We start from the raw sequence: 23,904 nt of genomic DNA on the forward strand, positions 1-23,904 counted from the left end.
TTTTACATTTGATACGCAGCATGATTAAAACTGCTTATTTTATAAGCTTTCGTATAATATTCAATATTCGTATCAACTGTTTCTACCTTGACAACATCATAGTGCTCTTCTTGCTTTACTAAAAATAAATAGTATTCCTCTGTTGCCTCAATAATCGCAATTTTATCTGTTTCAACATTATATTGTTCACAAAGCGCTTGTAATGCGTTCACATAATCCCCTAATTTTTTAGACTTATCCATTCCGAATATAGTTTGAACTAACATATACATTCTCCCTTTTATATGTACTGTTAACACCTCAATGATAACGCTTACATTATTTATCGTCAATAAAAACATTCAATTGTTTTAACGCCAAATCTATATTGTATCTAGCCAATAATTAGCGAGGAATTCCCCGCCAATTAAAGCTTCACTTTATCCCGCATTAACTGCCCGTAAAAACCCGATTGGTGAGAGCTGATAATCAGTGGGGGATGAATCCCTCCCACTGATTAAAGTTTCACTTTATCACTTCGTTAATTGATGCCTAAATGCATAAATAACCGCCTGAGTACGATCACTTACATTCAATTTATTTAATATATTACTCACATGTGTCTTTACCGTTTTCAGTGCAATAAATAACTCGTCCGCAATCTCTTGATTACTTTTCCCCTCTGCAATTAATAACAAAATCTCAAACTCTCTTTCCGTTAAATCATCATGCAAAGGTTGCTCTTTCTTTTGACGCATACGGGACATCATTTTCCCGGTAACTTTTGGCTCTAATACTGTTTCTCCATCATAAGTAGCTCGTACAGCATCAGCAATATCACTTGCCCTTGATGTTTTTAATAAGTAACTGGTCGCCCCAGCCTCAATAACAGGATACAATTTTTCGTCATCTAAAAAGCTTGTTACAACTACAATTTTTGCTTCTGGCCATTCTTGGATAATAGCACGTGTTGCTTCGACACCATCCATCTCATCCATAACAAGGTCCATTAAAATAATATCCGGTCTTAATTGCAATGCTAATTCTGATCCTTTTCTTCCATTTTCAGCTTCTCCTACTACTTCAATATCTGGCTGTGTAGATAAATATGCCGATACACCCATACGAACCATTTCATGATCATCGACAAGCAATACTTTTATCATACTTCTCCCCCTCTCTCAATCATAATCGGTACTTTTACTTCTATTTGTGTACCTTTTGCTGGGAAACTAAGTACCTTGAGTGTCCCACCAATTTCATGAACACGCTCTTGCATCGATCTTAGGCCATATGAACCAGCCTTATTAACCCCTACTTCAAACCCAACGCCGTCATCAATGATTTTTAAAATCGCATATTGATCAATTTTTCGAAGGCGCACTTCTGTTTTCTTTGCCTTCGCGTGTCGCAACGTGTTTGATAGCGCTTCTTGCACAATACGGAATAAATGATCTTCTACACCTTTTTTTAATTCTATTGGCTCAATAAGCCATTCAATTTTCATATGTTGTTTTCGCGATAATTCCGTTAATAATTCCTCTATACCTTCTGTCAGTTTCTTACCTTCCAATTGTACAGGACGTAAATGAAGGAGCAATGCTCTCATTTCTGATTGAGCATTTACAACCATATTTTCAACAAGTTGCAATTGTTTTTTTGTCACATCTGGAAATTCAGTTATTTGTTCATTAATCGCTGACATCATCATCGACATTGCGAAAAGCTGCTGACTTACTGAATCATGCAGCTCCCTCGCCAATCGATGCCTTTCTTGGGAAATCGCTTCTTGTCTCATCTCTTCATTCCAATGAGCTCGTTCATTCGTTACTTTTTGAAAGAGTCCAGCTTGCTCCTCTAATCGACGAGCCAGAACGATTACTTTTCGTTCCACTTCATGAAATTCATCATCTGCAGTAAACGAAACATCGCTCGGAAAATTCCCTCGCTCTACTTCAAATAGAAACGTATTTAATCCTTGTATACGCTGCTCTATATAGTAACCGATTGCATATCCTACAATTCCCCCGATAAGTAAACTTGTAGTCATAATAAACAAGCCAATTGGAACAGAAGCGATGGATTCCTTCCATAATAAATCATACACTTGTTGCTCGCTTTTCCATACATATACAATTGTACAAATGAGTGCGATACTAACAGAGGACAACATAGAATAACGAATATACATCCACGAAATATTTTTTTGTTTCTTCATTATACTTTCCTCACTTCCGTGTCGCCTACGACAAGCGAAGAAATAATTTTAATACGACGAGGAGCCTCTTTATACTGCTCTGTTCTAAATATAACATTGCGGTTAAACCCTGTCTCTTCATGACCTGGCAAGAGCACACGTCCGACAATAACAGAATGATTTAAAGAAAGTTCAATATCATATGGCACATATAAACGAATATTACCAACGACACCTCGAATAACAATTACCGTTTCTCCTTCTGGAATCATAGCAGTCGTTAAATCTATTTCCACATCACAGGCACCATATTGAACATTAATATCCTCAAGTTCATAAATATGATCCATCATTCGTACATTGCCTACAAACATATTTTTTAAATATGGTTCTGTACGATATATTTGCTTCTCTTCGTCTATAATCCCTTTTTCTTTAATTTCAACCTTCATTGCTTTTTGCTGATGTCCTTGTTGAATCAGTTGATAACCTATTAAAGCTAAACAAGCAAATACGACAAGAACAAATGCTGCTGATGAAAATAAGAAGAATAAAAATACGATACCACCAACAAATAAAAATACATTTCCCCGTACATGACGATTCTTTTTACGATAATGCCTTCCAAACATAAGCATAATAAATGCAAAAATGAGACCACCTGGTTCAAAATGTCCAAGTATCATATCAAGAAAAAGACCGAATCCAAATATGATGAGGAGCATCCCCATTAATTGTGTCTTTGAAAAATGTTTCTTCATTTCAGCTCCCCCCCTTCTTGTCACATATACATAGAAGAAAAGGCATTGCTTTCCAACACCTTTTCTCCTATCACTATATCATAAGCCTGTTTTATAATATACTACTATTATTTTGTTAACTCTTTCGTTAACGATACATCATTCTTTTCTTTCATTTCACGCTCAAGTTTTGCAATTTTCATATCAAACGTGTCACGCTCATGCTCTTCATTCATACGAGTTTCTAAGTCACGAATATGATCTTCAATCTCTTCAAATCGTAAGAACGGATTATTTTCATCCATTTTATGCATCGCAGTATTCATACGACGATTTGCATGTGCCATATTTTCACGTGCCATTAGTTCCATACGCTTTGCGTGCATTTCTTTTAATTTATTTTTCATTTCAGAAAGACGACGCTCTAACTCATCAATTTGCTCTACAACACCTGCATACATTTCTTCTAATCGAGTTACTTGCCCTTCATAATAAGCTACCTCTTCTAACGCACGTTCGTGCAATTGTAATTCGCCTGCTTCTTGAGCAATGATAGATTGCTTTGATCTTTTATTAACGAAATAACGTGCTTGCTCAAGCTCACGAGCAAAATTAGATTTTAATGTTTTATGACGCCCAATTAACTTCTCAATTTTTGTTATTTCACGCTCACTATCACGTAAATATTGGTTTAACATCGCAATTGGATTTTTTCTTTCCTTCTCATCTAACACGTTATGAAAATCAGCTAAAATTGCATCGCGTACACGTCCGAATAAAGATTGTTTCATTATAAATCTTCCTCTCTTCTACTTTATTTATAATTTGATTTATTGTTTTAGTTTTTCATTAATTTGTTCCACTCATCTTCAAAGTTGCTATATGGTTTAGAACTTTCTGGAGCAGATTCAACAACTACATCTTTTTCTTTTTTCCACTCACGGTATCCGTAGTATAAAACCACTAAAGCAGCGATACCGATTAATGCTGGCGAATGAGAAAGTGCAATGGATAAACCGATTAAACCAACAATACCCCAAGCTAACTTTCCAAAAAATGATTTAGCTCGCACAAATGATTTATAGCTCCAATATACAACTCCTGCTCCGATTGCGAATCCTACAATACCAGCAAGACTACCAAGAGCAATTAAAGCCAAAATACCGGCTGCGATAAACGCTAGAAATTGTTTCATCTTGTGCTTGCCTCCCTTCGATTTGATACTCTTATCTTAACTAATTTTTCATCTTCCCATAACGAGCTTAAGAACCGTTTTTAACTCAGACTTAAGACCGAGTCATATTCAGCCCTTTACGCAAAAAAACGCGCAGAATCTATTCTCTGCACGTTTTTTAATTACTAACATTCATATTAAATTAAGCTGTTTTATGATACTCTTTTTTCTCAGCTACTTTCGAAAACCTTGGAAACCCAATTAAAATAGAAACAATCCCACATACTCCAACTAACATTGGATAAAATGCATATGGCAACAATTCAACCGGAGATAACGCTGCAAATCCTGCTGCCGTTAACATTTGGGCACCGTACGGAATTAATCCTTGCACACAACATGAGAAAAGATCTAATACACTCGCTGATTTACGAGGGTCTATTTCATATTGATCTGCAATATTTTTTGCAAGAGGGCCTGTAAAGATAATTGAAATCGTATTATTCGCTGTACACATATTCGTCATACTCACTAAACCAGCAATACCAAATTCCGCTCCTTTTTTCGAACGAATATTACGTGTTAATACATTCATTAAATATTGAATACCACCATTATATTGGATTAATTCAACCATACCGCCAATTAATATAGCAAGTAATACTAACTCCATCATACCGCCCATTCCAGTCGTTACACTTTTAAAGAAACTTTCTAACGTGTAACTTCCATCTATAAGACCGATAACACCAGATAGTACAGTTCCACCAGTTAATACAATAAGTACATTCCAGCCAAGTAGCGCTGTAATAAGTACTCCTGCGTACGGTAAAATCTTTATCCAATCAAAGTTATGTGCTTTAATGTGCGTGTCACTTCCTGAAGTAACTATTACTAATAGTACAATTGTAATAATAGCCGCTGGTAACACAATTAAAAAGTTCGTTTTAAACTTATCTTTCATTTCTGTTCCTTGTGAACGAACAGCTGCAATTGTTGTATCTGAAATAAATGATAAATTATCACCAAACATCGCTCCGCCAACAACAGTAGCCATTGCAAGCGCAATTGAGATATCAGTTTGACCACTAATACCTACAGCAATCGGCGCTAATGCTGCAATTGTTCCCATTGAAGTTCCCATCGCTAATGAAATAAATGCACCAATAACAAAGATTCCAGCTACGATAAATCCTGGCGGTAAAATAGTTAACGCTAAATTAACAGTTGAGTCTACTCCGCCCATTCCTTTAGCAGTTTCAGAAAATGCACCTGCAAGCACAAAAATTAATACCATAATCATAATATCCGGATTTCCTGCACCTTTAGCGAACCGCTCTACTTTCACATTAAAACTTTCTTTACGATTCATCACTAAAGCGACTCCTACAGCAATTGAAATCGCTACAAGTATCGGCAATTTATAGAAATCACCTGTAATAATTCCAGAACCAATAAATAGCGCCAAAAATATCCCAAGTGGTAATAAAGCTAAACCATTTTCTCTCGTTTCTTTCAAAGTACCATCTCTCCCTAGTTTCAACCTTTTTCTAATGAATAACAAAAGACCTCTTCCGATGAGAAGAGGTCTTATACATCTATAAGAAACACTCTTCTCATCTTTCAAGCACACGCTTGCTGGATTTGGCACAGCACTCTGAAATCGAGTCCGCTGCCGAGGCATCGTAGGGCCAGTCCCTCCGCCTCTCTTTATAAGAAGGTTTCATATTTATTTTTTAATAATAATTTCTTCCCTAACTTTACTCGCTTACAAAACAAAAGTCAATTATTTTTTGTATAGATTTTTTTGGTAATTATACAAAAATTTGAATACAACAATCATTTCAACTTTTCTATTTCTTCTTTCAATATTGAAATCCAATAAAATTTACTATTATTTATTGTTGCTAATATCCATTTCGTAGTACACCAAGCCAACTCATACTCTTCCTTCGTGACATCGCCACTTTTATAAGCATACTCTAGCTCCTCTTCATCTAATACATACACCTTACCGCTAGGTAATAATACTACATCTAAATATAAATCATCAAAATACGGTAAACCACGATCGTCTATTTTATATTCTTTCGCCACATCTATATAATATTGCACTAATTTTTTCTGATCATCTAACATAGCGGTAATCGCAAAGTTTTTCCCGTCTATGAAATATTGAATCCACGTATACTGATCCGCTGCAATACAAAGTTCTTCACCATCATATTCTTTACAACTAGGCTCTCTCACCTTTTTTATATCCAGTATTCCGAGCATTCCCTCTCCCACTTGCTTAACCGTATAACTCTTTTCTATTAGTCTCTTCCACGAAGAACCGTCACCATATTTTCGTTTCATTATGTCTGCTCCTCTTCTATATACAGAAAAGCTCCCACATATTATGTGAGAGCTTGTTCATATTATAATTAAGCCGCTTGACCCTTTTCAGAAATCTCTTTTAAATAAGCTTGTCCTTTTTCAGCGTCATATTGACCTTCCCACTTAGACATAACTACAGCTGCTAAAGAGTTTCCTACAACGTTAACTGCTGTACGAGCCATATCTAAAATACGGTCAATACCAGCAATGAACGCTAAGCCTTCAGGTGGAATACCTACTGTACCAAGTGTCGCTAATAATACAACGAATGATACGCCCGGTACACCTGCGATACCTTTTGATGTAACCATTAATACAAGCAATAATGTAATTTGTTGTGTAATAGATAAATCAATACCGTACATTTGCGCTAAGAAAATAGCCGCAATTGCTTGATATAAAGTTGATCCATCTAAGTTAAATGAATAACCTGTCGGAATAACGAAAGATGTAATTGCTTTCGGACAACCGAATTTCTCCATTTTCTCCATGATTTTTGGTAAAACTGTTTCTGAGCTTGCTGTAGAATACGCTAAGATCAGCTCGTCTTTTAAAATCTTAAAGAATTGGAAAATGTTGATTCCAAATATTTTCGCTGTAAGTCCTAAGACAACTACGACGAAGAAGATCATTGCCCCATATACGACAATTAGTAATTTCCCTAATGGAATTAATGAAGCAAGACCAAATGTAGAAACTGTAACACCAATTAGTGCAAACACACCAAATGGTGCAAATTTCATAACTTGGTTTGTTACGTAAAACATTGCGTCAGCTACACCTTGGAAAAATTGAAGAACTGGTCTTCCTCTTTCACCAATTGCTGCTACACCTAAACCAAATAGTACAGAGAAGAAGATAATAGCAAGCATATCTCCGTCAGCCAATGACTTCATAATGTTCGTTGGAACAATATTTACAAACGTATCTGCAAATGAATGACTTTGTACTTGCTCTGTCGTATGTGTATATTTCGAAATATCTGTCTTTGTTAACTGCTCCATATTTACGCCTTTTCCTGGTTGGAAAATATTCGCTATTAATAGACCAACAATAATTGCAATTGTTGTAATAATTTCAAAGTAAAGAATTGTTTTTCCGCCTAGTCGACCTAGTTTTTTAACATCACCAACACCAGCAACCCCAACAACAATACTTGCTACAACAATCGGTACAACGATCATTTTAATTAATCGGATGAAAATATCACCAATTGGTTGTAAGTACTTCACAACAGCTGGATTATCAAAGAAAATCGCCCCAACCGCAATACCAAGCGCAAGCCCTATTAATATTTGCCATGCAAGTCCTATTCTTTTCATATTTGTTGTAACCCCCTCTTCGATGTGTCACTCTATCTCTCATTCTATCTCTATAAAACTAAGAAATTAAGAGTATTACATATTATTCGACAATTCACTACATTTTGTCCCTGTTAAAAATCATAAATCAAAAATTTAAATCTGACAACAAAATAACTTTGCCCGAACACAAATAATTTTCTTGACAAAAAGCAGACCCATGTCAGAAAACCTAACATGAGAACGATTCCTCACTAGTGTTTTATTAGCTTTCCAAGTAATATTTCACCTCATAAAAACGATTACTTTCCTTCTTCATTTTACAGATTAATTCCAAAATATACCTTTGTTACACATATGAATAAAATGTATGTACTATGACAATTACAGTTGAAAAATGATAAATTCCGACAAAACTTAGCAATTTTATAAAGTTTTCTTTACATTATGATTACAACGATAGACACTCTTCTTCTTATGATATATAACATTCATAGAGAAAGGAGTCAGACAACTATGAAAAAGAAATTTGCAGCGTTTAGTGTTTTAGCAGCAGGAACGATTTTTGCTTCCCCGTTACTTTCACCCGTATACGCTGAAACAAATCAAGATAAATTATCTAACATTCAATCTGAATTAGAAGGCAAACAAAGTGATTTACAAAATAAATCAGTCGAGAAAGAACAAATAGAAAAAGAAATTCAAGAATTACAGAAGAAAATTGATGAATTAACTACTTCTATTAATAAAAACGAAGCTGAATTAAACGATACAAAAAAAGAAATTAGCAAAACTCAACAAGTAATTGCTGACAAAAAGAAACATATAGAACAATTACAAACAAACATAGATACACGTCAGGAAGTTATTAAACAACGATTACAATCTATGCAAGAAAAACCTCGTACAAATATCATTACAGAGGTACTAACAAATTCTTCAAATATTGCCGATCTTGTTGATAATATGTACTCCGTAAGTTTAATATTAAACAACGATACAGATATTGTAAAAAAACAAACATCTGATCAAAATGCTGTAACTACAGAAAAAGAGGCTGTTGAGAAAAAAGAACAACAACTGAAAGAATCTGAGCAAAAACTAGAACAAAAACAGCAAGAATTACAAAATAACCAACAACAGCAACAAACTCTTATTAACGATCTACATACGAAAGTAGCAAAAGTAGATTCAGAGATTGAAGGATTAGAAGAATCCAAAGGCATTTTAGAAAATCAACGTCAAGCTGTGCAAAAAGCAATTGAAGAAGAAAAACGGGCCGAAGAAGCTCGTAAAGCGGAAGAAGCCCGCCAGGCAGAAGAGGCCCGCAAACAACAAGCTACTAAATCTGCTCAAGCAACTCAAGCAGCTCCAACACCACATGATACAAACATCGGTGGCTTTATCAAACCAGCAGCTGGATCAAAAACTTCCGGATTTGGTGTACGTTCTTTAGATAACCATAAAGGAATTGACATCGCTGCTTCGGGAACGGTTCCAATTATCGCCGCTGCAGATGGCGTTGTTATTCGTTCAGAATTATCATCTAGTTACGGAAACGTAGTGTATTTATCTCACCGTATAAACGGAAAAACATATACGACAGTATATGCTCATATGAATAGCCGTTCTGTATCGAATGGACAAACTGTAAAACAAGGCGATCAGCTTGGATTTATGGGGAACACGGGCCAATCATACGGACAACATTTACACTTCGAACTTCATCTTGGAGAATGGAATGTCGGCAAGACAAACGCAGTTGACCCATCTCCTTATATCGGATTATAAAAAACCTCGGTGCCTACCGAGGTTTTTTATTTACACTTCACACAATATAGGCATTCTACATAGACTATAACTAAATGCCTATAGTTTACGGGGTGATCAATATGAATACGCAATTACAACAAAAAATAGAAGAAGCTAGAGAGACGTATATTGGCCGGATATTTACATTTGGCGGCTCAGTATTATTTTTAATCGGTTCATTCCTTGCAGTCACTACAGCCTATAAAGCATATAATCGTTTATTACACTCATCAACATCCACATAAAAAAAGACGGGAGATCCCCGCCTTTTTTTATGCAAACATTTTAAATACACCTATCGCATTTAAAAATACAATTATTACAGTTACCGGAATAACATAACGAAGTAAGAAGAACCAAATGTTAAATAACGTTTTCCCCTTCGTTTCCGTCACTTCTAATTCTTTCATCAATAACTCTTTACTCATTTTATTTGGTACAAATAATGAAATAGCTAGTACTCCTAACGGTAGCAATACGTTACTTACCGAAAAGTCAACTAAATCAAAGAATGTTTTCCCGAATATTTTCACGTCACTCATAATCCCAAATGATAAAGCTGATGGAATACCGACTGCAAAAATAAGAATACCGATTAATAATGATGCTGACGGACGCTTCTTCTCATTACCTTTCGCAACAGATGCTACTACAATTTCAAGCATTGAAATTGCTGATGTTAAAGTCGCAAAGAAGAATAAAATTAAAAACATAATAAAGAAAAATTGACCAAATGGTATTTTTGCAAATACTGCTGGAAGGACGATAAACAGTAATCCTGGTCCTTCAGTTGGTTTTACTCCTAATGCGAAAATCGCTGGGAAAATTGCTAATCCTGCAAGTACTGTAACAAAAACAGTTAAACTCACAATAGATGTTGCTGATTTCGCTAAATGTTCCTCTTTCTTTAAATACGAACTATACGTGACCATTACTGAGGCACCTACTGTTAGTGAGAAGAAAGATTGTCCCATCGCGTATAAAATCGTATCTGCTGTAAGCTTTGAAAAATCTGGCTTTAAGAAGAACTCTACTCCAGCAAAAGCACCATCGAGTGTTAACGCACGAACAATAATCGCAATAAATAAAATAAATAATAGCGGCATCATGTACTTACTTGCCTTTTCTATACCTTTCTCTACACCTTTACTTACGACAAAAATTGTACAAAGCATAAAGATAAATTGTGCTCCAATCGCACTTAACGGATTTGAAATCGTTTCACCGAACAATTGTCCATAATCAGCTGCTCTATTCCAGAAACTTCCTGTCACACTATAATATAAATAAAGTAAAATCCATCCACCTACAACACTATAAAAAGATAGTACACTAAAACAAGTAACAACTCCCATACGACCAATCCAAGGATATACTTTGCTATTTGGCACTAGTACTTTATAAGCTGTAACCGCCTCTTTTTGCGTGCTACGTCCAATAACAAACTCCGCTATTAAAAGAGGCATACCTATAAATAAAGTTAATAGTAAAAATACAAGGAAGAATGCGCCTCCCCCGCCATTACCTGCAACATATGGAAATTTCCATATCGCACCAAGACCTACTGCGGCTCCGGCTGCTGCGAGTACAAAGCCTATTTTCGACGTCCATTGCTGTGTTTCTTTCATCATAAATTCTCCTTTTCTGAATATTTAAACTTTTGTTAATTATACACTTTCATTTCATACTCGCACACCTCCTTTAGAAAATAAAAAAGTCCCCTACACGCAAATATGCATGTAGAGGACGATATATGTAATATAAATACCGTGGTACCACCTCAATTGGATTGATAAATCCCACTTGTTCAAGTACAGGAATAATTCCGATACTCTATCCTTTTAACGGCGGAACCCGGGTTGCCTACTACAATGTTCAACATACCTCTCGCAAGCCCATTCTGTATATTTTATCGTACCGGGCTCCCACCTAACCCCAGCTCTCTGAACGCATCAAATATACGTACTCTTCTTGCTCATCGATTTTATCTATTGAAGTTACTTGTGATTATAAATTATATTTTTATATTTGTAAAGCTCACTTTATCTTTTATTATTTTAAAACCTTTTCCTCTAATTCTCGTAAAAAACTTTCTCTTTTCCCCTCGTTTTGCACATATACTGATTTCAACACTTCTTGGAGCAATATATTTCGCTCTCTCTTTTCTAACTGTAAATCTTTTAACTTCACCCTTACTTCATATAAAAAATCTAAATACAATTCATATGTCTCATCATATTTATTTGCAATCTCATCTCGAATTTTTTTTGCGAGCTTAGGGCTCGCTCCCCCAGTAGAAACTGCTATATTAAGTAAACCACGATGAATTGCTGCCGGAAAATGAACATTACCACTTTCCGGATTTGTAATAACATTTACTAATTGATTCTCGGCGGCATCTTCAGCAACTTGTTCATTTAATATTGAATCACTACTCGCTGCAACAACTAAAAAAGCACTTTTAATATCACTTTTTTCATATTCTCTTTGATACCAACGAATTTTCTTTTCTTCCACAAGTTTTACTAAATTCGCATCTAATTCTGGACTTATCACAACTATATCCGCACCCTGTTTGAGTAAAGGAATAATTTTAAATCCTGCAACTTTTCCCCCGCCAATAACAACAACGCGTTTCTCATTAACTCGCACTGTAAGTGGATACATTCTGATCTCCTTTCAATAACTCCGTCGTTTTCTGAATTAACATATCTTGAAACGCTTCATTCTTCCCTAAATATGGACTGATTTTTATCTCTTCCAATTCATATTGGCGCACTTCTTTCTCAATATGTTTCATAAGTAAACCTGTAAATAACAAGTAAGGCAGTACAACGATGTTCTTTTCTTTTCGTTCTACAACTTCCTTTAACTTCTTCTCAAATTTTGGCTCTGCAGCCGCTAAATAACAAACTTCTACTTTTTTAACCTTCTCTTTTGTTTGAAATAAAGAAGCAATCCAGTTTATATCTCTTAATACTTCAGGATCACTACTCCCTCTTGCAACGAGAAGTAACGTCACTTCATTTTTATCTTCCTGTTCGATGCCACTTCCGCTATACACCGATTTAACAAGTGTTTCTGATACACCAAACGGATTACCATAGGTCACTTTAACATTTGGATATTGATTCTTGAGCTTTACCAATTCAAACGGAATATCTTTCTTCACATGACCTGCCGCTAATAAAAAAACAGGGATAGCAATAATCTCTGTGGCCCCACGCTTCACACATGTACGAAAACCATCTTCAATAGAAGGATTCGCTAACTCTAAAAAACAAACTTCTTGAATAGTCGCTTCTATACGGCTCATACACGATGTAATAAATTGAATCGCCTCTTCTTTCGCTGTCTTCAAACGACTTCCATGACATATATATAAAACGGCTTTCATTTTACAACACTCCACTTACTTGATAAGCATTTTCTGTCTGCTTCTCAAACCAATGAATTTTTTCTCTAAAACGGACAACTTCTCCAATTACAATCATGCTCGGATTTTGAATTTGCTCTTTTTTCGCAACATCTACAATTGTCCCTAACGTTCCAACAACTGTGCGTTGCATAGACGTCGTCCCCTGCTCAATAATAGCAGCTGGCGTACTTTTATCTTTTCCATGCTTCATAAGTTGCTCACATATGTAGGGCAAATTACTAACCCCCATATATACCGCTAAAGTCTCTACACCTTTCGCTAAACTTTCCCATTTCACTTCTTCTTCAGCACCTTCTTTCCTATGCCCAGTCACAATAGCAAAACTTGCACTTGCATCACGGTGCGTCACTGGAATGCCCGCATAAGCAGGAGCAGCTATTCCAGCTGAAATACCAGGAATGATTTCAAATGGTACACCTTGCTTTGCTAATGCTTCAGCTTCTTCTCCCCCTCTACCAAACACAAATGGATCGCCGCCCTTAAGCCTCGTTACAACTTTTCCTTTTTTCGCATACTTAATAAGAAACGTGTTAATTGTCTCTTGCTTCATCGTGTGATAATTCGGGAGTTTTCCGCAATAAATTAAATCCGCGTCAGGCTTTGCGTGTGAAAGCAGCTCTTTATTCACAAGTCGGTCGTATAAAATAACATCTGCCTTCTCAATACATTTCAACCCTTTAACAGTAATTAAATCTGGATCGCCAGGACCCGCTCCAACAATATAAACCTTTCCCATCATCTCTCCTCATTTCTTCTATTAAAATGAAACTTCCATTCGTATATAAGAATGGAAGTTTTTATTTTTTCGTATTACTGATCTCTACTCATGGATAACAAATGCCGCACCTTTTCGAATCTTCTTTTTTTCAAACAAAGAAATCTCTTTTACCTCTGGCAACGGTAAAAAATGCTTTTCAAGCTCAATCTCCGCAAGCTTAAATGCCTGTTCTTCACTTTGAGCAACAACAACAATCGGAACAATACTATTTACTAACACAGCTTCAAATCGATATAAATCCATATCGTCCCTCCTAAGACGCTATTACTTCTTCTAGCACGTTATTTAACGCTATTTGTAATGTATCTACACCAACACGACCTACAAAATCATAAAATGTTTCAGCTGGTAATTTATTCTCTTTGAAATAACTTATAAATGATGCGAGTACATCAGGTAGATCCTCGCCATCTATTTTTCCTTTTAACTTTTGATTGTAGGCACCGCCATCTAATAATGTTCCACCTACGTATATTTCAAACGCTTCAACAATGCCTTTTTCCTTCGTTTTCATTTTCACACCTTGTAACCCAATGTCAGCAATTTGACGTTGACCACATGAATTCGGGCAGCCTACCATATGAATTCGAACTGGAACATCGAGTGCAATTTGTGTATCTAAGTATTCTGCAATTTTTCGTAATCTTTCTTTCGTTTCTACTAGTGCAAGATTACAATATTCAATACCGGTACATGAAACCGCATGACCAATAAATGATTTCGGGCTAGCAGATATCGCTTCAAACAGCGGTTCACTAAGTAATCCTTTTACATTTTCCGGAGGAACGTTCGGAATAATGAAGTTTTGCGAGTTACATGTACGAATTTGTCCATTTCCATATTGCTTTGCGATTCTTGCAATCTCAAACATTTCTTCTGCATGTAAACGACCTACCGGTACATTAAAACCTACATATTTTAATCCCTCTTGTTTTTGGTCTTGAACACCATAAAAATAGCCTGCATTCCATCCTTTGAGTGCACTTTCCCCTTTACTTTGTAAAGGCCCTGTATACTCTATTAGTTTCTCTTTAAATTTCTCTGCTCCCCAGTCCGCAACAAGAAATTTCAACCGAGCTAAATGACGTTTTTCACGATATCCAAAATCACGGAATATAGTAGCAATCGCAATCGCCACCGCCTTCACTTCTTCTGGTAAAACGAATACATCTAATTCATCAGCTAAATACGGACGGGCTGATAATCCTCCACCTACTTTTATATGAAAACCAACTTTTTTCTCACCATCTATTTCTTTCGTAGCAGGTGTAAATGCAACACAGTTAATCTCTGCGTTTGCTGAGTTATAAATATTAGAACTAATAGACATTTTAAATTTACGTGGTAAATTAGAAAACTCTTCATTGTGCTGGAAGTAATCGTATACTTCTTTTACAATATGCGTTGTATCAAATAATTCATTTGCATCAATGCCAGCAAGCGGATTACCTGTAATATTACGCGTTATATCACCACAAGCCCCCGCTGAAGATAACCCAACTCTTGCTAATCTATTAAAAATATCTGGAATTTGCTGAATTTCTAACCAGTGAAACTGAATCGCTTGTCTCGTCGTAATATCTATTACATCACGTCCATAATCTTCAGCGATAGAAGCAAGCACTTCTGCCTGTGCATTTGTAATAATCCCTGACGGAATATTTACCCGCATCATAAAATAACCAGCTTCTTTTGGACGTTGTAAATACAATCCTGCCCATTTAAAGGCATCCCACTCTTCTTTCGGAATAGATTCGAATCCATTTTCCGCATAGTAAGGAATATCATTAAAAATTTCTAAGCCATCTTTTTCTAATTTATTTTTCTCCGTCTGATTTAATTTTTCATTGTTAGCCCATACTTTTTCATAACTCATTGTTTATCCCCCTATATAAAACTACGCTCTTGTAAATACTTCACGATTTGTTCCGCACATTCTGCAATAGAATATTTGTGCGTTTCTACAATTAATTCCGCTTGTGCTGGCTCTTCATAAGGCGAATCAATACCTGTGAAATCCTTAATGTCACCTTTTCTTGCCTTTTTATAAAGCCCTTTCGGATCTCGTTTCTCACACTCTTCAATCGGACACTTCACAAAAATTTCAATAAATTCATCTGCCGCTAATAAATCTCTTACTTGTTTACGGTCTACTCGAAATGGTGAAATAAATGCTGTAAGGACAACTGTTCCTTGATCTACAAATAACTTTGCCACTTCGCCAATACGTCTTATATTTTCCATGCGATCACTTTCAGAAAATCCTAAGTCTTTATTTAAACCGTGACGAATGTTATCCCCATCCAGCACATAATTTCCAATATTCTTTTCAAACAGTTTACGAGCGACCGCATTCGCTACTGTAGATTTACCCGAAGCTGATAAACCAGTAAACCAAATTACAAAACTGTGATGTCCATTCTTCGCTCTTCTCTCATCTTTTGAAACCGACGCTGTATGCCAAGTAATATTCGTATCCATCTCGTTCTCTCCCTATTCTGTTACTACTGCTTTTTTCAATCCTTTAATTAGTACTTCCACTACTTCTTTACGACTAAATGTACTCGGCGGAATCTCACCGTTTCTTAATAATTCTCTTACTTTTGTACCCGATAAAATAACATGATCTTCTTTTCCGTGCGGACATGTTTTCGTTGAAGCCATCGCTTCACATTTCGTGCAGTAAAAACTATGTTCAAAGAATAGTGGTGTAATTCCTAACTCTTCTATCGTAAAATTCGTGAAAATTTCTTGCGCTTCGTATGTTCCGTAATAATCTCCTACTCCAGCATGATCACGCCCTACAATAAAGTGGGTACATCCAAAATTCTTTCTTACTAACGCATGAAATATTGCTTCCCTTGGTCCTGCGTAACGCATTGCAGCAGGAAATACACTTAAAAAGACACGATTTTTCGGATAATAGTTTTGAAGGAGTACTTCATAGCTTTCCATTCTTACATCAGCAGGAATATCATCCGATTTCGTTTCTCCAACGAGTGGATTTAAAAAGAGACCATCTACAATTTCAAGAGCAGACTTTTGGATATACTCATGGGCACGATGTACCGGGTTTCTCGTTTGAAACCCGACCACTGTTTTCCACCCACGTTTTTTAAATTCTTCCCTCGTTTCAATTGGGTCTAAATGATAAGAAGGAAATTGATTATTTTCAAAGCGTTTTGTTAGAATAATAGTTCCTCCAACGTAAACGTTTGGTCGTTCATATAATTTTTCCACTCCTGGATGAGCCCCATCCGTTGTTTTATATACAAGTAACGCTTCTTTTTCTTTATCTGGTACAAAAATATCTTCTATTTGAATGACACCATATATATTTCCATTGTTGACAAGCTTTACTTCCTCTCCAACTTTCAGGCTTTCTGCGACTTTTTCTGTTACAGGTAATGTAATTGGTATACTCCACACACTACCATTTGCTAAACGAAGCGTTTCTACGACTGAATCATAATCTTCCTTCCCTAAAAAACCAGTAAGGGGGCTATATCCACCTGTCGCCAATAGTTCTAAATCACTTAACGCAATATTGTCTAACTTAATTTCTTTTTCAATTTGTGATACGTCATATGCCTCATCTATACGGTTTACTAATTCGTTTACTATGCTCATTTTTCTATATCCTCTCTTAGCTTTATTTCAAGATTCATCTTATTGGTAATGAAGACCACATTCAGTTTTCACTTTTCCAGCCCATCTACCATCTCTTGAATCGCCACCATCCCCAACAGGTAACGTACATTTCTCACACCCAATACTTGGATAACCAATATCATGCAACGGGTTATACGGCAAGCTATGTTTGTATACATATCGCCAAACTTCTTTCCACGTCCAATGAATGAGTGGACAAACTTTAATAGATTGAAAACGATGATCTTGATTTATAAACTTTGTATGCTTACGTGTTTCTGATTGTTCCCTTCTTAAGCCTGATATCCATGCTTTTTCCACTACTAATGATTTTTCTAAAGGTAAAATTTTTCTAATCTTACAACAAAGATTCGGATTGCTCTCCCACAGTTTTTCACCATGCAACTTCGTCTGTTCATCAAGTGTAAGTTCTGGCTGTTTTTCTATAATATTCAATGAAGGAAATCTTTCCCGCACTTTCCGAATTAATTCATACGTTTCTTGAAAATGAACATTTGTATCCAAAAATACGACTTTAGCATATGGATTTACTTGGTTTATAAGGTGCAGCAATACCATACCTTCCACCCCAAAGCTACATGCGTAGACAATTTCATCTTTATACTCTCCATAAGCCCACTTTAATACTGATAGCGCGCCTTTTGTTTCGTCTTCTTCCGAAAATGAAACAACATTTTCTTCCCACGTTTCATACGTCAACATGTTTTTTCCCCCTGTAAAAGCAAAAAGACGGTTTTAACCTAATGAAAATAGGTTAAAACCGCCTCTAGTTTTTCTAGTCAGCGCTTTTCACTTTAAACGTACTTTTTCACTTTTCTCTAACTGAATTACTTTTCCATCTTGCACAACAATTGTAATTGAACCATATTTCATATCAGCAAGCATCGCTTCAATCTTCTCGGATACTTCATCAAAATGTTCCCGTACACTCACGCAAACAGCCCCCCTTTTTATTCATAAAAAAAATCTTTCCCATTTCGAAAAGACTGTTCGGTAATATATTTTACCTTATCTTTCAAAATGGATCCCATTTTGCTGGATTTAGCACCTTGCTTTCTATAAGCAGGTTGCCGAGCTTCTTCGGGCCAGTTCCCTCCGCTTCTCTTGATAAGCTTTGTATTTGTATTTTATCACAATTCTGATTTTTTTCAATCCTAGTTTTCCGATATATTTTAATTATTTTATTTTATAAAAAAGGAATTGCCCATACGAACAACTCCTTTTCCTATTTAGACAAGCTCTTTAATACGTATGCGATCGTTCCCAATAATATTTTCATATGTTTCACGTTCCACAACTACTTGCGATGTTCCGCCTTTTGCAAAGACAACGGCTGGTCTTCGAATCCGATTGTAATTATTCGCCATCGAGTACCCGTATGCTCCTGTACAGGAAACTGCTAGTAAATCAGAAGCAGCGACTTTCGGTAAATGAATATCCCAAATCAACATGTCTCCACTCTCACAGCATTTCCCGGCAATCGAAACGAGTTCCTCATTCTCATCATTCCCTCGATTCGCTAACATCGCTTCATAACGCGCGCTATATAAAGCTGGTCTTAAATTATCTGTCATTCCACCATCGACTGATACATATTTCCGAATACCAGGAATATCTTTCACAGATCCAACTGTATAAAGTGTTGTCCCAGCATCACCTACAATGCTACGGCCTGGTTCAACCCATATTTCTGGCAATGGATATTCACATACAGTAAATTGTTCTCTCACTGCACTTGTTACAGCTCGCACATATGTCTCAAGAGTTAATGGTGTATCTGACTCTGTGTAACGTATTCCAAATCCTCCGCCTACATTTAACACTTTTACTACATAGTTTGTTTGCTCTCTCACTTCTTCTAAAAATTGGCGAAGAACTTCAATCGCTCGAACAAAACCAGCTGTTTCAAATATTTGTGATCCAATATGTGAATGGATCCCTAACACATTATAATTTGATTTTTGTAAAGCAAATCCAATTGCCTGCATCGCTTGACCGTTTGAAACGCCAAATCCAAATTTCGAATCATCTTGACCTGTTGTAATATATTCATGTGTGTGCGCCTCTACTCCAGGCGTTACACGAATTAATATGTTCACAAATTTCCCATGTTGCATCGCTAAATCGTGTAAAACTTCTAATTCAAAGAAGTTATCTACGACAAAACAACCGATATTCGCCTGAAGAGCCATCACTATTTCTTCTTCTGTTTTATTATTTCCATGAAAATGAATACGTGATGCCGGAAATCCTGCTTGGAGCGCAGTATATAATTCTCCCCCAGAAACAACGTCTAATGACATACTCTCTTCACGAGCTACTCGGCACATCTCCATGCACAAGAACGCCTTGCTTGCATATGCTACTTGATAAGAGAAACCACTTTCTTTAAAAGCACGATGAAATGCTCGACATTTTCCTCGGATAGACTCTTCATCGTATACATAAAGTGGTGTTCCGTATTGCTTTGCTAGCTGCGTCGTATCGCACCCTCCAATTTCTAAGTGTCCTTGCCCATTAATTCGGCTTGTGCCGTGTAAATACATTTAAATTCCTCCCTTATTTCCTCTAAAACTCATAACCCCAATCTTCTATTCATTGCAGCACGCTTTTAGATAGACAAAAAACGCGCGGAACAATGTTCACACGCGTTTCTTATTAGGAAAAATATATATTGAAAAAATAAACGAGTTGTTATCTCCTCAAAATAAGAAACCGCATCAACATCTCCAAATAGCTCTCCATAAAATAAATCTTATGACAGTACTACATTTATTCAATGCAGTCCCAATATATGAATAAGATGGTTATTCTTATATTTCGGCAATAGTCCCTTTCAACCTATGATCACAGATTCCATTAAATCTCCCATAGCTTACTCTTTCCTATCGCGGCCTCTACCTTTGAGAGTAGATGAGGTAAGTCTATTTAATTTTCAAACATCTAATTGTTGCTATTAACAATACCAAAGGACCATTTTATTTGTCAAACAATTTTTTATATTGTTTTTTTGCAGTTTAATTTCGTATCGTCTGGTAAGCGCTTTACTAATACCTTTGTTACTTCCCATTCGCCTTCTTCGTTATTAAATGTAATCGTTACCTTCTCAAATGGTGGAGCAATTTTCCCAGCAACACGTTCATACTTTGTCACTTCAATACTTGCTTGAAATAAATATGTACCGCTATACACTTTTTTTAAACTAATAATTTTAGGACATTGATAAGGTTTCAAACTTCCATATTGTTTTTCAATTGCTTTATTTATTTTTGGAAATAAAACAGAATAAAGTGCATCTTCCATAAGAGGTGCATCATATTGGGCTACCGACACACTCGGTGAAGTAAAAAGTATAACACTACTGCATGCTATAAAATATAATAATTTTCGCATTATAACCTCCGTATTATCACGCGATTCTTTCTGCGTACGATAATTATCATACATAGAAATTCTGTTTTATTGTCTCCCACCACTCTTTTTCTACTCGATTATTATAAAAAAGCCCACAACCTTCTTTTATTTTCGTATAATGATACTCATAGTATAATAATCATAATAACAAAGGACTGTTCGTATATATAAAATGAGTCGTTAAGCAAACTGACTCTCAAGAACTGTCATGCTTTTTAGGAGAGGAGTATATTATGCTACAACATCTGTTTCCAAAACTGCGATTTGCACTCGTTGCAGTCGTTTTACTATGGATTAAAACATATATTGTGTACAAGCTAGCATTTGATATTAAAATTGATAATTTCTTTGAAGAATTCATGCTTTTTATCAATCCACTAGCTGCGTTACTTTTATTTTTCGGCTTAGCTTTACTTGCATCTAAGCACCGAAACCGAATTATAATTGGAATCAGTTTTATACTGTCATTTATTTTATTTGGAAACGCAATGTTTTATGGGTTCTATAACGATTTCGTTACTTTCCCAGTTTTATTCCAAACAAACAATATGGCTGATTTAGGGACAAGTATAAAAGAACTCTTTACGTACAAAACATTACTTTTATTTGCAGATGCAATTATTTTAATGTTTATTTCGCGTAAATTCCCATCATTTGGCGACAAAACACCACTTTCCCGCTCAGAGAAGCGAACTTTCTTTAGCGGTGTAACAGCTTTATTAGCACTACAAATTGTTGTATCAGTTATTTATAAACCACAAATGTTCTCACGCTCATTTGACCGTCAAACTGTCGTGAAGAATTTAGGTTTATACACATATCATCTATTTGATATTACGCTTCAATCCAAGTCCTCAGCTGAGCGTGTATTTGCAAGTGGGGATGGGTTTTCTGAAATTAAAAACTATACAGACTCAAAAGACAAACAAGTTGATAAAAACTTATTTGGAGCTGCAAAAGGTAAAAATGTAATTTTAATTTCAATGGAATCTACACAAAGCTTTGTTATTAATAAAAAAATAAATGGAAAAGAAATTACACCATTTTTAAATGAATTTATTAAGGATAGTTTCTATTTCGATAACTTCTATCATCAAACTGGACAAGGTAAAACTTCTGATGCTGAATTTATCGTTGAAAACTCACTTTATCCGCTAGATCGTGGTTCTGTATTCTTTACTCATGCAACAAATGAATACACAGCGACACCAGAACAATTAAAGAAATACGGATATTCTTCTGCCGTCTTCCATTCAAATGATAAAACGTTTTGGAATCGGGATGTAATGTATCCTGCGCTTGGATATGATCGTTACTTTAATTTAAATGATTACGCAGGAACGGAGCAAATGTCTGTCGGTTGGGGATTAAAAGATAAAGAGTTCTTTGAACAATCTATTCCAAAGTTAAAATCTTTACCGCAACCGTTCTATACAAAATTTATTACATTAACAAATCATTTTCCATTTCTTCTAAATCCGGAAGATCAATATGTTGATGAATTCAACTCGGAAAGTGGTGTTGTAAACCGCTACTTCCCAACTGTTCGTTACACAGATGAAGCTCTTAAATTATTTATTAAACAATTAAAAGAAGAAGGATTGTATGATAATTCCGTTATTGTCATCTATGGTGATCATTACGGTATTTCCGAAAACCATAACGCAGCTATGGCACAGTTCCTAGGAAAAGATACTATTACACCATTCGATTCTATGCAATTACAACGAGTCCCTCTTATTATTCATGTGCCTGGCCAAGAAGGAAAAGTTGTTTCTAAAGTATCCGGTCAAATTGATATTAAGCCAACGCTCCTTCATTTACTTGGTATTAAAACAAATAAATCCGTTGAATTTGGAACTGACTTATTTATTAAAGAGAAAGACCCGCTTATGGTAATGCGTGATGGTAGCTTTGTTTCTGAAGAGTATGTTTATACAAAAAATATGTGCTACAAAAGAAGTACGGGTGAAGAAGCTGACATGACGCTATGTCAGCCGTATATTGAAAAAGCAAAAACAGAATTAAAACTCTCCGATAAATTAATTTATGGAGATTTATTACGCTTCGATCCTAATAATCGATATAAAACTGGAACGATGACAACGAAATTTGAATAGTAAAGGAAGCAACTTTATACAAGTTGCTTCCTCTTTTTATTTTCACTTAATTTTCAAACCATCCTTCTATGAAATCTTTCACAAATTGGTAATTTCTTTCGTATGAGGAATAAATTTATGGTATGATAAAATAAGTAAACTTTCATACACTAATTAAGAATTTATTACAGAAAGCAAGGGATCAGATTTTGTATAGAGCAGCTATTCCAAACTTATTTACGCTCGGAAATTTATATAGCGGATTTTTATCAATCGGCTATGCATCTTTAGGATATTATAAATCAGCTGCTATTTTAGTACTTATCGGGATGATGTTAGATAGTCTTGATGGTCGTGTTGCTCGTTTATTACGTGTTGATTCACAAATGGGAAAAGAGCTCGACTCGCTTGCAGATGTCGTAACATTTGGTGCAGCACCAGCTGTTTTAATGTATTACACATCTTTCTCAAACTACGGAATCATCGGATTATACATAGCGGGATTATTCCCTCTTTTCGGAGCATATCGTTTAGCACGATTTAATGTAACACCATCTTCTACTTCAATGAAATATTTCACTGGAGTACCGATTACAGCAGCGGGAGGGCTTGTTGCTTTCTTAACATTATTTTCACATACCATTCCAAAAATCGTTCTTATTACCGTATTTGTAACGTTCGCATTTTTAATGGTGAGCCGCATTCGTATCCCAAGTTTAAAAGATGTACCAATTCCACGATATAGCATCATTATTACACTATTTTTAGTTGGAATCATTATTACAATGTATCAAACAGGATTTGGAAATTTTTCTGTTTTCTTATTTATTGCCATTCCACTATATATTTTGTACATGTTATCTCAATTCATTAGACAAAGACCGTCTAAAAAAGCGAATAAAGAAAAATAAGAAAACCTT

General features: G+C 35.7%; 25 protein-coding genes, 3 riboswitches and 1 other annotated feature. Of the genes, 4 read left to right on the forward strand and 21 right to left on the reverse strand.

Annotation, left to right across the window (positions count from 1 at the left end):
- Positions 1-2: 2 nt before the first annotated feature.
- The 9 genes from ACTFR8_RS06980 to gltP form a co-directional block, all read right to left on the reverse strand.
- On the reverse strand, positions 3-341 hold the full coding sequence (locus tag ACTFR8_RS06980; protein ID WP_115735452.1) for a DUF3922 domain-containing protein: 339 nt from the start codon (positions 339-341) through the stop codon (positions 3-5).
- A gap of 171 nt (positions 342-512) precedes the next feature.
- Positions 513-1,145: a response regulator gene (locus ACTFR8_RS06985; protein WP_000598707.1), complete on the reverse strand. Its 633-nt coding sequence runs from the start codon at positions 1,143-1,145 to the stop codon at positions 513-515.
- Complete coding sequence (locus ACTFR8_RS06990) at positions 1,142-2,197, reverse strand: sensor histidine kinase (protein ID WP_000744326.1); 1,056 nt, start codon at positions 2,195-2,197, stop codon at positions 1,142-1,144. Before ACTFR8_RS06990 ends, ACTFR8_RS06985 begins: the two co-directional genes overlap by 4 nt.
- On the reverse strand, positions 2,197-2,937 hold the full coding sequence (gene liaF, locus ACTFR8_RS06995) for a cell wall-active antibiotics response protein LiaF (protein WP_000716086.1): 741 nt from the start codon (positions 2,935-2,937) through the stop codon (positions 2,197-2,199). The genes ACTFR8_RS06990 and liaF overlap by 1 nt, the downstream gene beginning before the upstream one ends.
- Positions 2,938-3,044: 107 nt before the next feature.
- Positions 3,045-3,707: a PspA/IM30 family protein gene (locus tag ACTFR8_RS07000; RefSeq protein WP_000814135.1), complete on the reverse strand. Its 663-nt coding sequence runs from the start codon at positions 3,705-3,707 to the stop codon at positions 3,045-3,047.
- Between the two features lie 47 nt (positions 3,708-3,754).
- A complete protein-coding gene (locus ACTFR8_RS07005; RefSeq protein ID WP_000808640.1) occupies positions 3,755-4,111 on the reverse strand; it encodes a lmo0954 family membrane protein in 357 nt (118 codons plus the stop codon).
- A gap of 181 nt (positions 4,112-4,292) precedes the next feature.
- Positions 4,293-5,609, reverse strand: coding sequence for a Na+/H+ antiporter NhaC family protein (locus ACTFR8_RS07010; RefSeq protein WP_000665465.1), 1,317 nt, complete (start codon positions 5,607-5,609; stop codon positions 4,293-4,295).
- Between the two features lie 94 nt (positions 5,610-5,703).
- Positions 5,704-5,809: riboswitch (SAM riboswitch) on the reverse strand.
- A gap of 120 nt (positions 5,810-5,929) precedes the next feature.
- Positions 5,930-6,448 carry a DUF402 domain-containing protein gene (locus ACTFR8_RS07015; RefSeq protein ID WP_000824670.1) on the reverse strand — a complete coding sequence of 173 codons (519 nt, stop codon included), beginning with the start codon at positions 6,446-6,448 and terminating at the stop codon, positions 5,930-5,932.
- A gap of 68 nt (positions 6,449-6,516) precedes the next feature.
- Positions 6,517-7,791: a glutamate/aspartate:proton symporter GltP gene (gene gltP, locus ACTFR8_RS07020; RefSeq protein ID WP_000821130.1), complete on the reverse strand. Its 1,275-nt coding sequence runs from the start codon at positions 7,789-7,791 to the stop codon at positions 6,517-6,519.
- A gap of 495 nt (positions 7,792-8,286) precedes the next feature.
- Here gltP and ACTFR8_RS07025 point away from each other — a divergent pair, with 495 nt between their 5' ends.
- Together ACTFR8_RS07025 and ACTFR8_RS07030 are read left to right on the forward strand one after the other, a co-directional pair.
- Positions 8,287-9,561 (forward strand): murein hydrolase activator EnvC family protein, encoded by a 1,275-nt coding sequence (locus tag ACTFR8_RS07025; protein WP_000726081.1) that lies wholly within the window; start codon positions 8,287-8,289, stop codon positions 9,559-9,561.
- A 101-nt stretch (positions 9,562-9,662) separates the two neighbouring features.
- A complete protein-coding gene (locus ACTFR8_RS07030) occupies positions 9,663-9,827 on the forward strand; it encodes a hypothetical protein (protein WP_001096002.1) in 165 nt (54 codons plus the stop codon).
- A gap of 27 nt (positions 9,828-9,854) precedes the next feature.
- On the opposite strand, the gene ACTFR8_RS07035 is transcribed toward ACTFR8_RS07030, so the two are convergent.
- The 12 genes from ACTFR8_RS07035 to ACTFR8_RS07090 form a co-directional block, all read right to left on the reverse strand.
- A complete protein-coding gene (locus ACTFR8_RS07035) occupies positions 9,855-11,210 on the reverse strand; it encodes a sodium-dependent transporter (protein ID WP_000665441.1) in 1,356 nt (451 codons plus the stop codon).
- Positions 11,211-11,321: 111 nt separating this feature from the next.
- Positions 11,322-11,570: a binding site (T-box leader), on the reverse strand.
- Positions 11,571-11,634: 64 nt separating this feature from the next.
- Positions 11,635-12,249, reverse strand: coding sequence for an NAD(P)-binding protein (locus ACTFR8_RS07040; RefSeq protein ID WP_000283358.1), 615 nt, complete (start codon positions 12,247-12,249; stop codon positions 11,635-11,637).
- Positions 12,224-12,979, reverse strand: a complete 756-nt coding sequence (locus ACTFR8_RS07045; RefSeq protein ID WP_000648891.1) for a sirohydrochlorin chelatase — start codon at positions 12,977-12,979, stop codon at positions 12,224-12,226. The genes ACTFR8_RS07040 and ACTFR8_RS07045 overlap by 26 nt, the downstream gene beginning before the upstream one ends.
- Position 12,980: 1 nt before the next feature.
- A complete protein-coding gene (cobA, locus tag ACTFR8_RS07050; protein ID WP_000521255.1) occupies positions 12,981-13,757 on the reverse strand; it encodes a uroporphyrinogen-III C-methyltransferase in 777 nt (258 codons plus the stop codon).
- A gap of 84 nt (positions 13,758-13,841) precedes the next feature.
- Positions 13,842-14,042, reverse strand: a complete 201-nt coding sequence (locus ACTFR8_RS07055) for a DUF3906 family protein (RefSeq protein WP_000366913.1) — start codon at positions 14,040-14,042, stop codon at positions 13,842-13,844.
- A 10-nt stretch (positions 14,043-14,052) separates the two neighbouring features.
- On the reverse strand, positions 14,053-15,675 hold the full coding sequence (locus ACTFR8_RS07060; protein WP_000119614.1) for a nitrite/sulfite reductase: 1,623 nt from the start codon (positions 15,673-15,675) through the stop codon (positions 14,053-14,055).
- A gap of 11 nt (positions 15,676-15,686) precedes the next feature.
- Entirely contained in the window at positions 15,687-16,280 is a 594-nt protein-coding gene (gene cysC, locus ACTFR8_RS07065; protein ID WP_000380492.1) for an adenylyl-sulfate kinase, read from the reverse strand.
- Between the two features lie 12 nt (positions 16,281-16,292).
- Positions 16,293-17,429 carry a sulfate adenylyltransferase gene (sat, locus tag ACTFR8_RS07070; protein ID WP_000029484.1) on the reverse strand — a complete coding sequence of 379 codons (1,137 nt, stop codon included), beginning with the start codon at positions 17,427-17,429 and terminating at the stop codon, positions 16,293-16,295.
- A 39-nt stretch (positions 17,430-17,468) separates the two neighbouring features.
- Complete coding sequence (locus ACTFR8_RS07075; protein ID WP_000959011.1) at positions 17,469-18,173, reverse strand: phosphoadenylyl-sulfate reductase; 705 nt, start codon at positions 18,171-18,173, stop codon at positions 17,469-17,471.
- An 87-nt stretch (positions 18,174-18,260) separates the two neighbouring features.
- Positions 18,261-18,404, reverse strand: coding sequence for a YezD family protein (locus ACTFR8_RS07080; RefSeq protein WP_000116158.1), 144 nt, complete (start codon positions 18,402-18,404; stop codon positions 18,261-18,263).
- 72 nt (positions 18,405-18,476) lie between these two features.
- Positions 18,477-18,585, reverse strand: a riboswitch (SAM riboswitch).
- Between the two features lie 115 nt (positions 18,586-18,700).
- Positions 18,701-20,017: a diaminopimelate decarboxylase gene (gene lysA / locus ACTFR8_RS07085; protein ID WP_000280677.1), complete on the reverse strand. Its 1,317-nt coding sequence runs from the start codon at positions 20,015-20,017 to the stop codon at positions 18,701-18,703.
- A 180-nt stretch (positions 20,018-20,197) separates the two neighbouring features.
- Positions 20,198-20,379: riboswitch (Lysine riboswitch) on the reverse strand.
- 89 nt (positions 20,380-20,468) lie between these two features.
- On the reverse strand, positions 20,469-20,864 hold the full coding sequence (locus tag ACTFR8_RS07090) for a DUF3888 domain-containing protein (RefSeq protein WP_001228824.1): 396 nt from the start codon (positions 20,862-20,864) through the stop codon (positions 20,469-20,471).
- A gap of 254 nt (positions 20,865-21,118) precedes the next feature.
- On the opposite strand from ACTFR8_RS07090, the gene ACTFR8_RS07095 reads away from it, so the two are divergent.
- Together ACTFR8_RS07095 and pssA are read left to right on the forward strand one after the other, a co-directional pair.
- The gene (locus tag ACTFR8_RS07095) at positions 21,119-23,005 is read left to right on the forward strand and encodes an LTA synthase family protein (RefSeq protein ID WP_000939082.1); all 1,887 of its coding nucleotides are present in this window, start codon (positions 21,119-21,121) and stop codon (positions 23,003-23,005) included.
- A 188-nt stretch (positions 23,006-23,193) separates the two neighbouring features.
- The gene (gene pssA / locus ACTFR8_RS07100; RefSeq protein ID WP_000285417.1) at positions 23,194-23,895 is read left to right on the forward strand and encodes a CDP-diacylglycerol--serine O-phosphatidyltransferase; all 702 of its coding nucleotides are present in this window, start codon (positions 23,194-23,196) and stop codon (positions 23,893-23,895) included.
- The last annotated feature ends 9 nt before the right edge of the window (positions 23,896-23,904 follow it).

This window comes from Bacillus cereus group sp. MYBK15-3, from assembly GCF_051916765.1.
Lineage (GTDB): Bacteria > Bacillota > Bacilli > Bacillales > Bacillaceae_G > Bacillus_A > Bacillus_A cereus.

Bases quoted from the DNA above. Each gene is read 5' to 3' on its own strand.
- ACTFR8_RS07055 (WP_000366913.1), bottom strand. From the start codon at position 14,042: ATGGATTTATATCGATTTGAAGCTGTGTTAGTAAATAGTATTGTTCCG.
- lysA (WP_000280677.1), bottom strand. From the start codon at position 20,017: ATGTATTTACACGGCACAAGCCGAATTAATGGGCAAGGACACTTAGAA.
- ACTFR8_RS06980 (WP_115735452.1), bottom strand. From the start codon at position 341: ATGTTTTTATTGACGATAAATAATGTAAGCGTTATCATTGAGGTGTTA.
- ACTFR8_RS07040 (WP_000283358.1), bottom strand. From the start codon at position 12,249: ATGTATCCACTTACAGTGCGAGTTAATGAGAAACGCGTTGTTGTTATT.
- ACTFR8_RS07030 (WP_001096002.1), top strand. From the start codon at position 9,663: ATGAATACGCAATTACAACAAAAAATAGAAGAAGCTAGAGAGACGTAT.
- ACTFR8_RS07000 (WP_000814135.1), bottom strand. From the start codon at position 3,707: ATGAAACAATCTTTATTCGGACGTGTACGCGATGCAATTTTAGCTGAT.
- gltP (WP_000821130.1), bottom strand. From the start codon at position 7,791: ATGAAAAGAATAGGACTTGCATGGCAAATATTAATAGGGCTTGCGCTT.
- ACTFR8_RS06985 (WP_000598707.1), bottom strand. From the start codon at position 1,145: ATGATAAAAGTATTGCTTGTCGATGATCATGAAATGGTTCGTATGGGT.
- ACTFR8_RS07005 (WP_000808640.1), bottom strand. From the start codon at position 4,111: ATGAAACAATTTCTAGCGTTTATCGCAGCCGGTATTTTGGCTTTAATT.
- ACTFR8_RS07060 (WP_000119614.1), bottom strand. From the start codon at position 15,675: ATGAGTTATGAAAAAGTATGGGCTAACAATGAAAAATTAAATCAGACG.
- ACTFR8_RS07075 (WP_000959011.1), bottom strand. From the start codon at position 18,173: ATGTTGACGTATGAAACGTGGGAAGAAAATGTTGTTTCATTTTCGGAA.
- ACTFR8_RS07095 (WP_000939082.1), top strand. From the start codon at position 21,119: ATGCTACAACATCTGTTTCCAAAACTGCGATTTGCACTCGTTGCAGTC.
- liaF (WP_000716086.1), bottom strand. From the start codon at position 2,937: ATGAAGAAACATTTTTCAAAGACACAATTAATGGGGATGCTCCTCATC.
- ACTFR8_RS07015 (WP_000824670.1), bottom strand. From the start codon at position 6,448: ATGAAACGAAAATATGGTGACGGTTCTTCGTGGAAGAGACTAATAGAA.
- cobA (WP_000521255.1), bottom strand. From the start codon at position 13,757: ATGGGAAAGGTTTATATTGTTGGAGCGGGTCCTGGCGATCCAGATTTA.
- ACTFR8_RS07025 (WP_000726081.1), top strand. From the start codon at position 8,287: ATGAAAAAGAAATTTGCAGCGTTTAGTGTTTTAGCAGCAGGAACGATT.
- ACTFR8_RS07090 (WP_001228824.1), bottom strand. From the start codon at position 20,864: ATGCGAAAATTATTATATTTTATAGCATGCAGTAGTGTTATACTTTTT.
- ACTFR8_RS07035 (WP_000665441.1), bottom strand. From the start codon at position 11,210: ATGAAAGAAACACAGCAATGGACGTCGAAAATAGGCTTTGTACTCGCA.
- ACTFR8_RS06990 (WP_000744326.1), bottom strand. From the start codon at position 2,197: ATGAAGAAACAAAAAAATATTTCGTGGATGTATATTCGTTATTCTATG.
- cysC (WP_000380492.1), bottom strand. From the start codon at position 16,280: ATGGATACGAATATTACTTGGCATACAGCGTCGGTTTCAAAAGATGAG.
- sat (WP_000029484.1), bottom strand. From the start codon at position 17,429: ATGAGCATAGTAAACGAATTAGTAAACCGTATAGATGAGGCATATGAC.
- ACTFR8_RS07045 (WP_000648891.1), bottom strand. From the start codon at position 12,979: ATGAAAGCCGTTTTATATATATGTCATGGAAGTCGTTTGAAGACAGCG.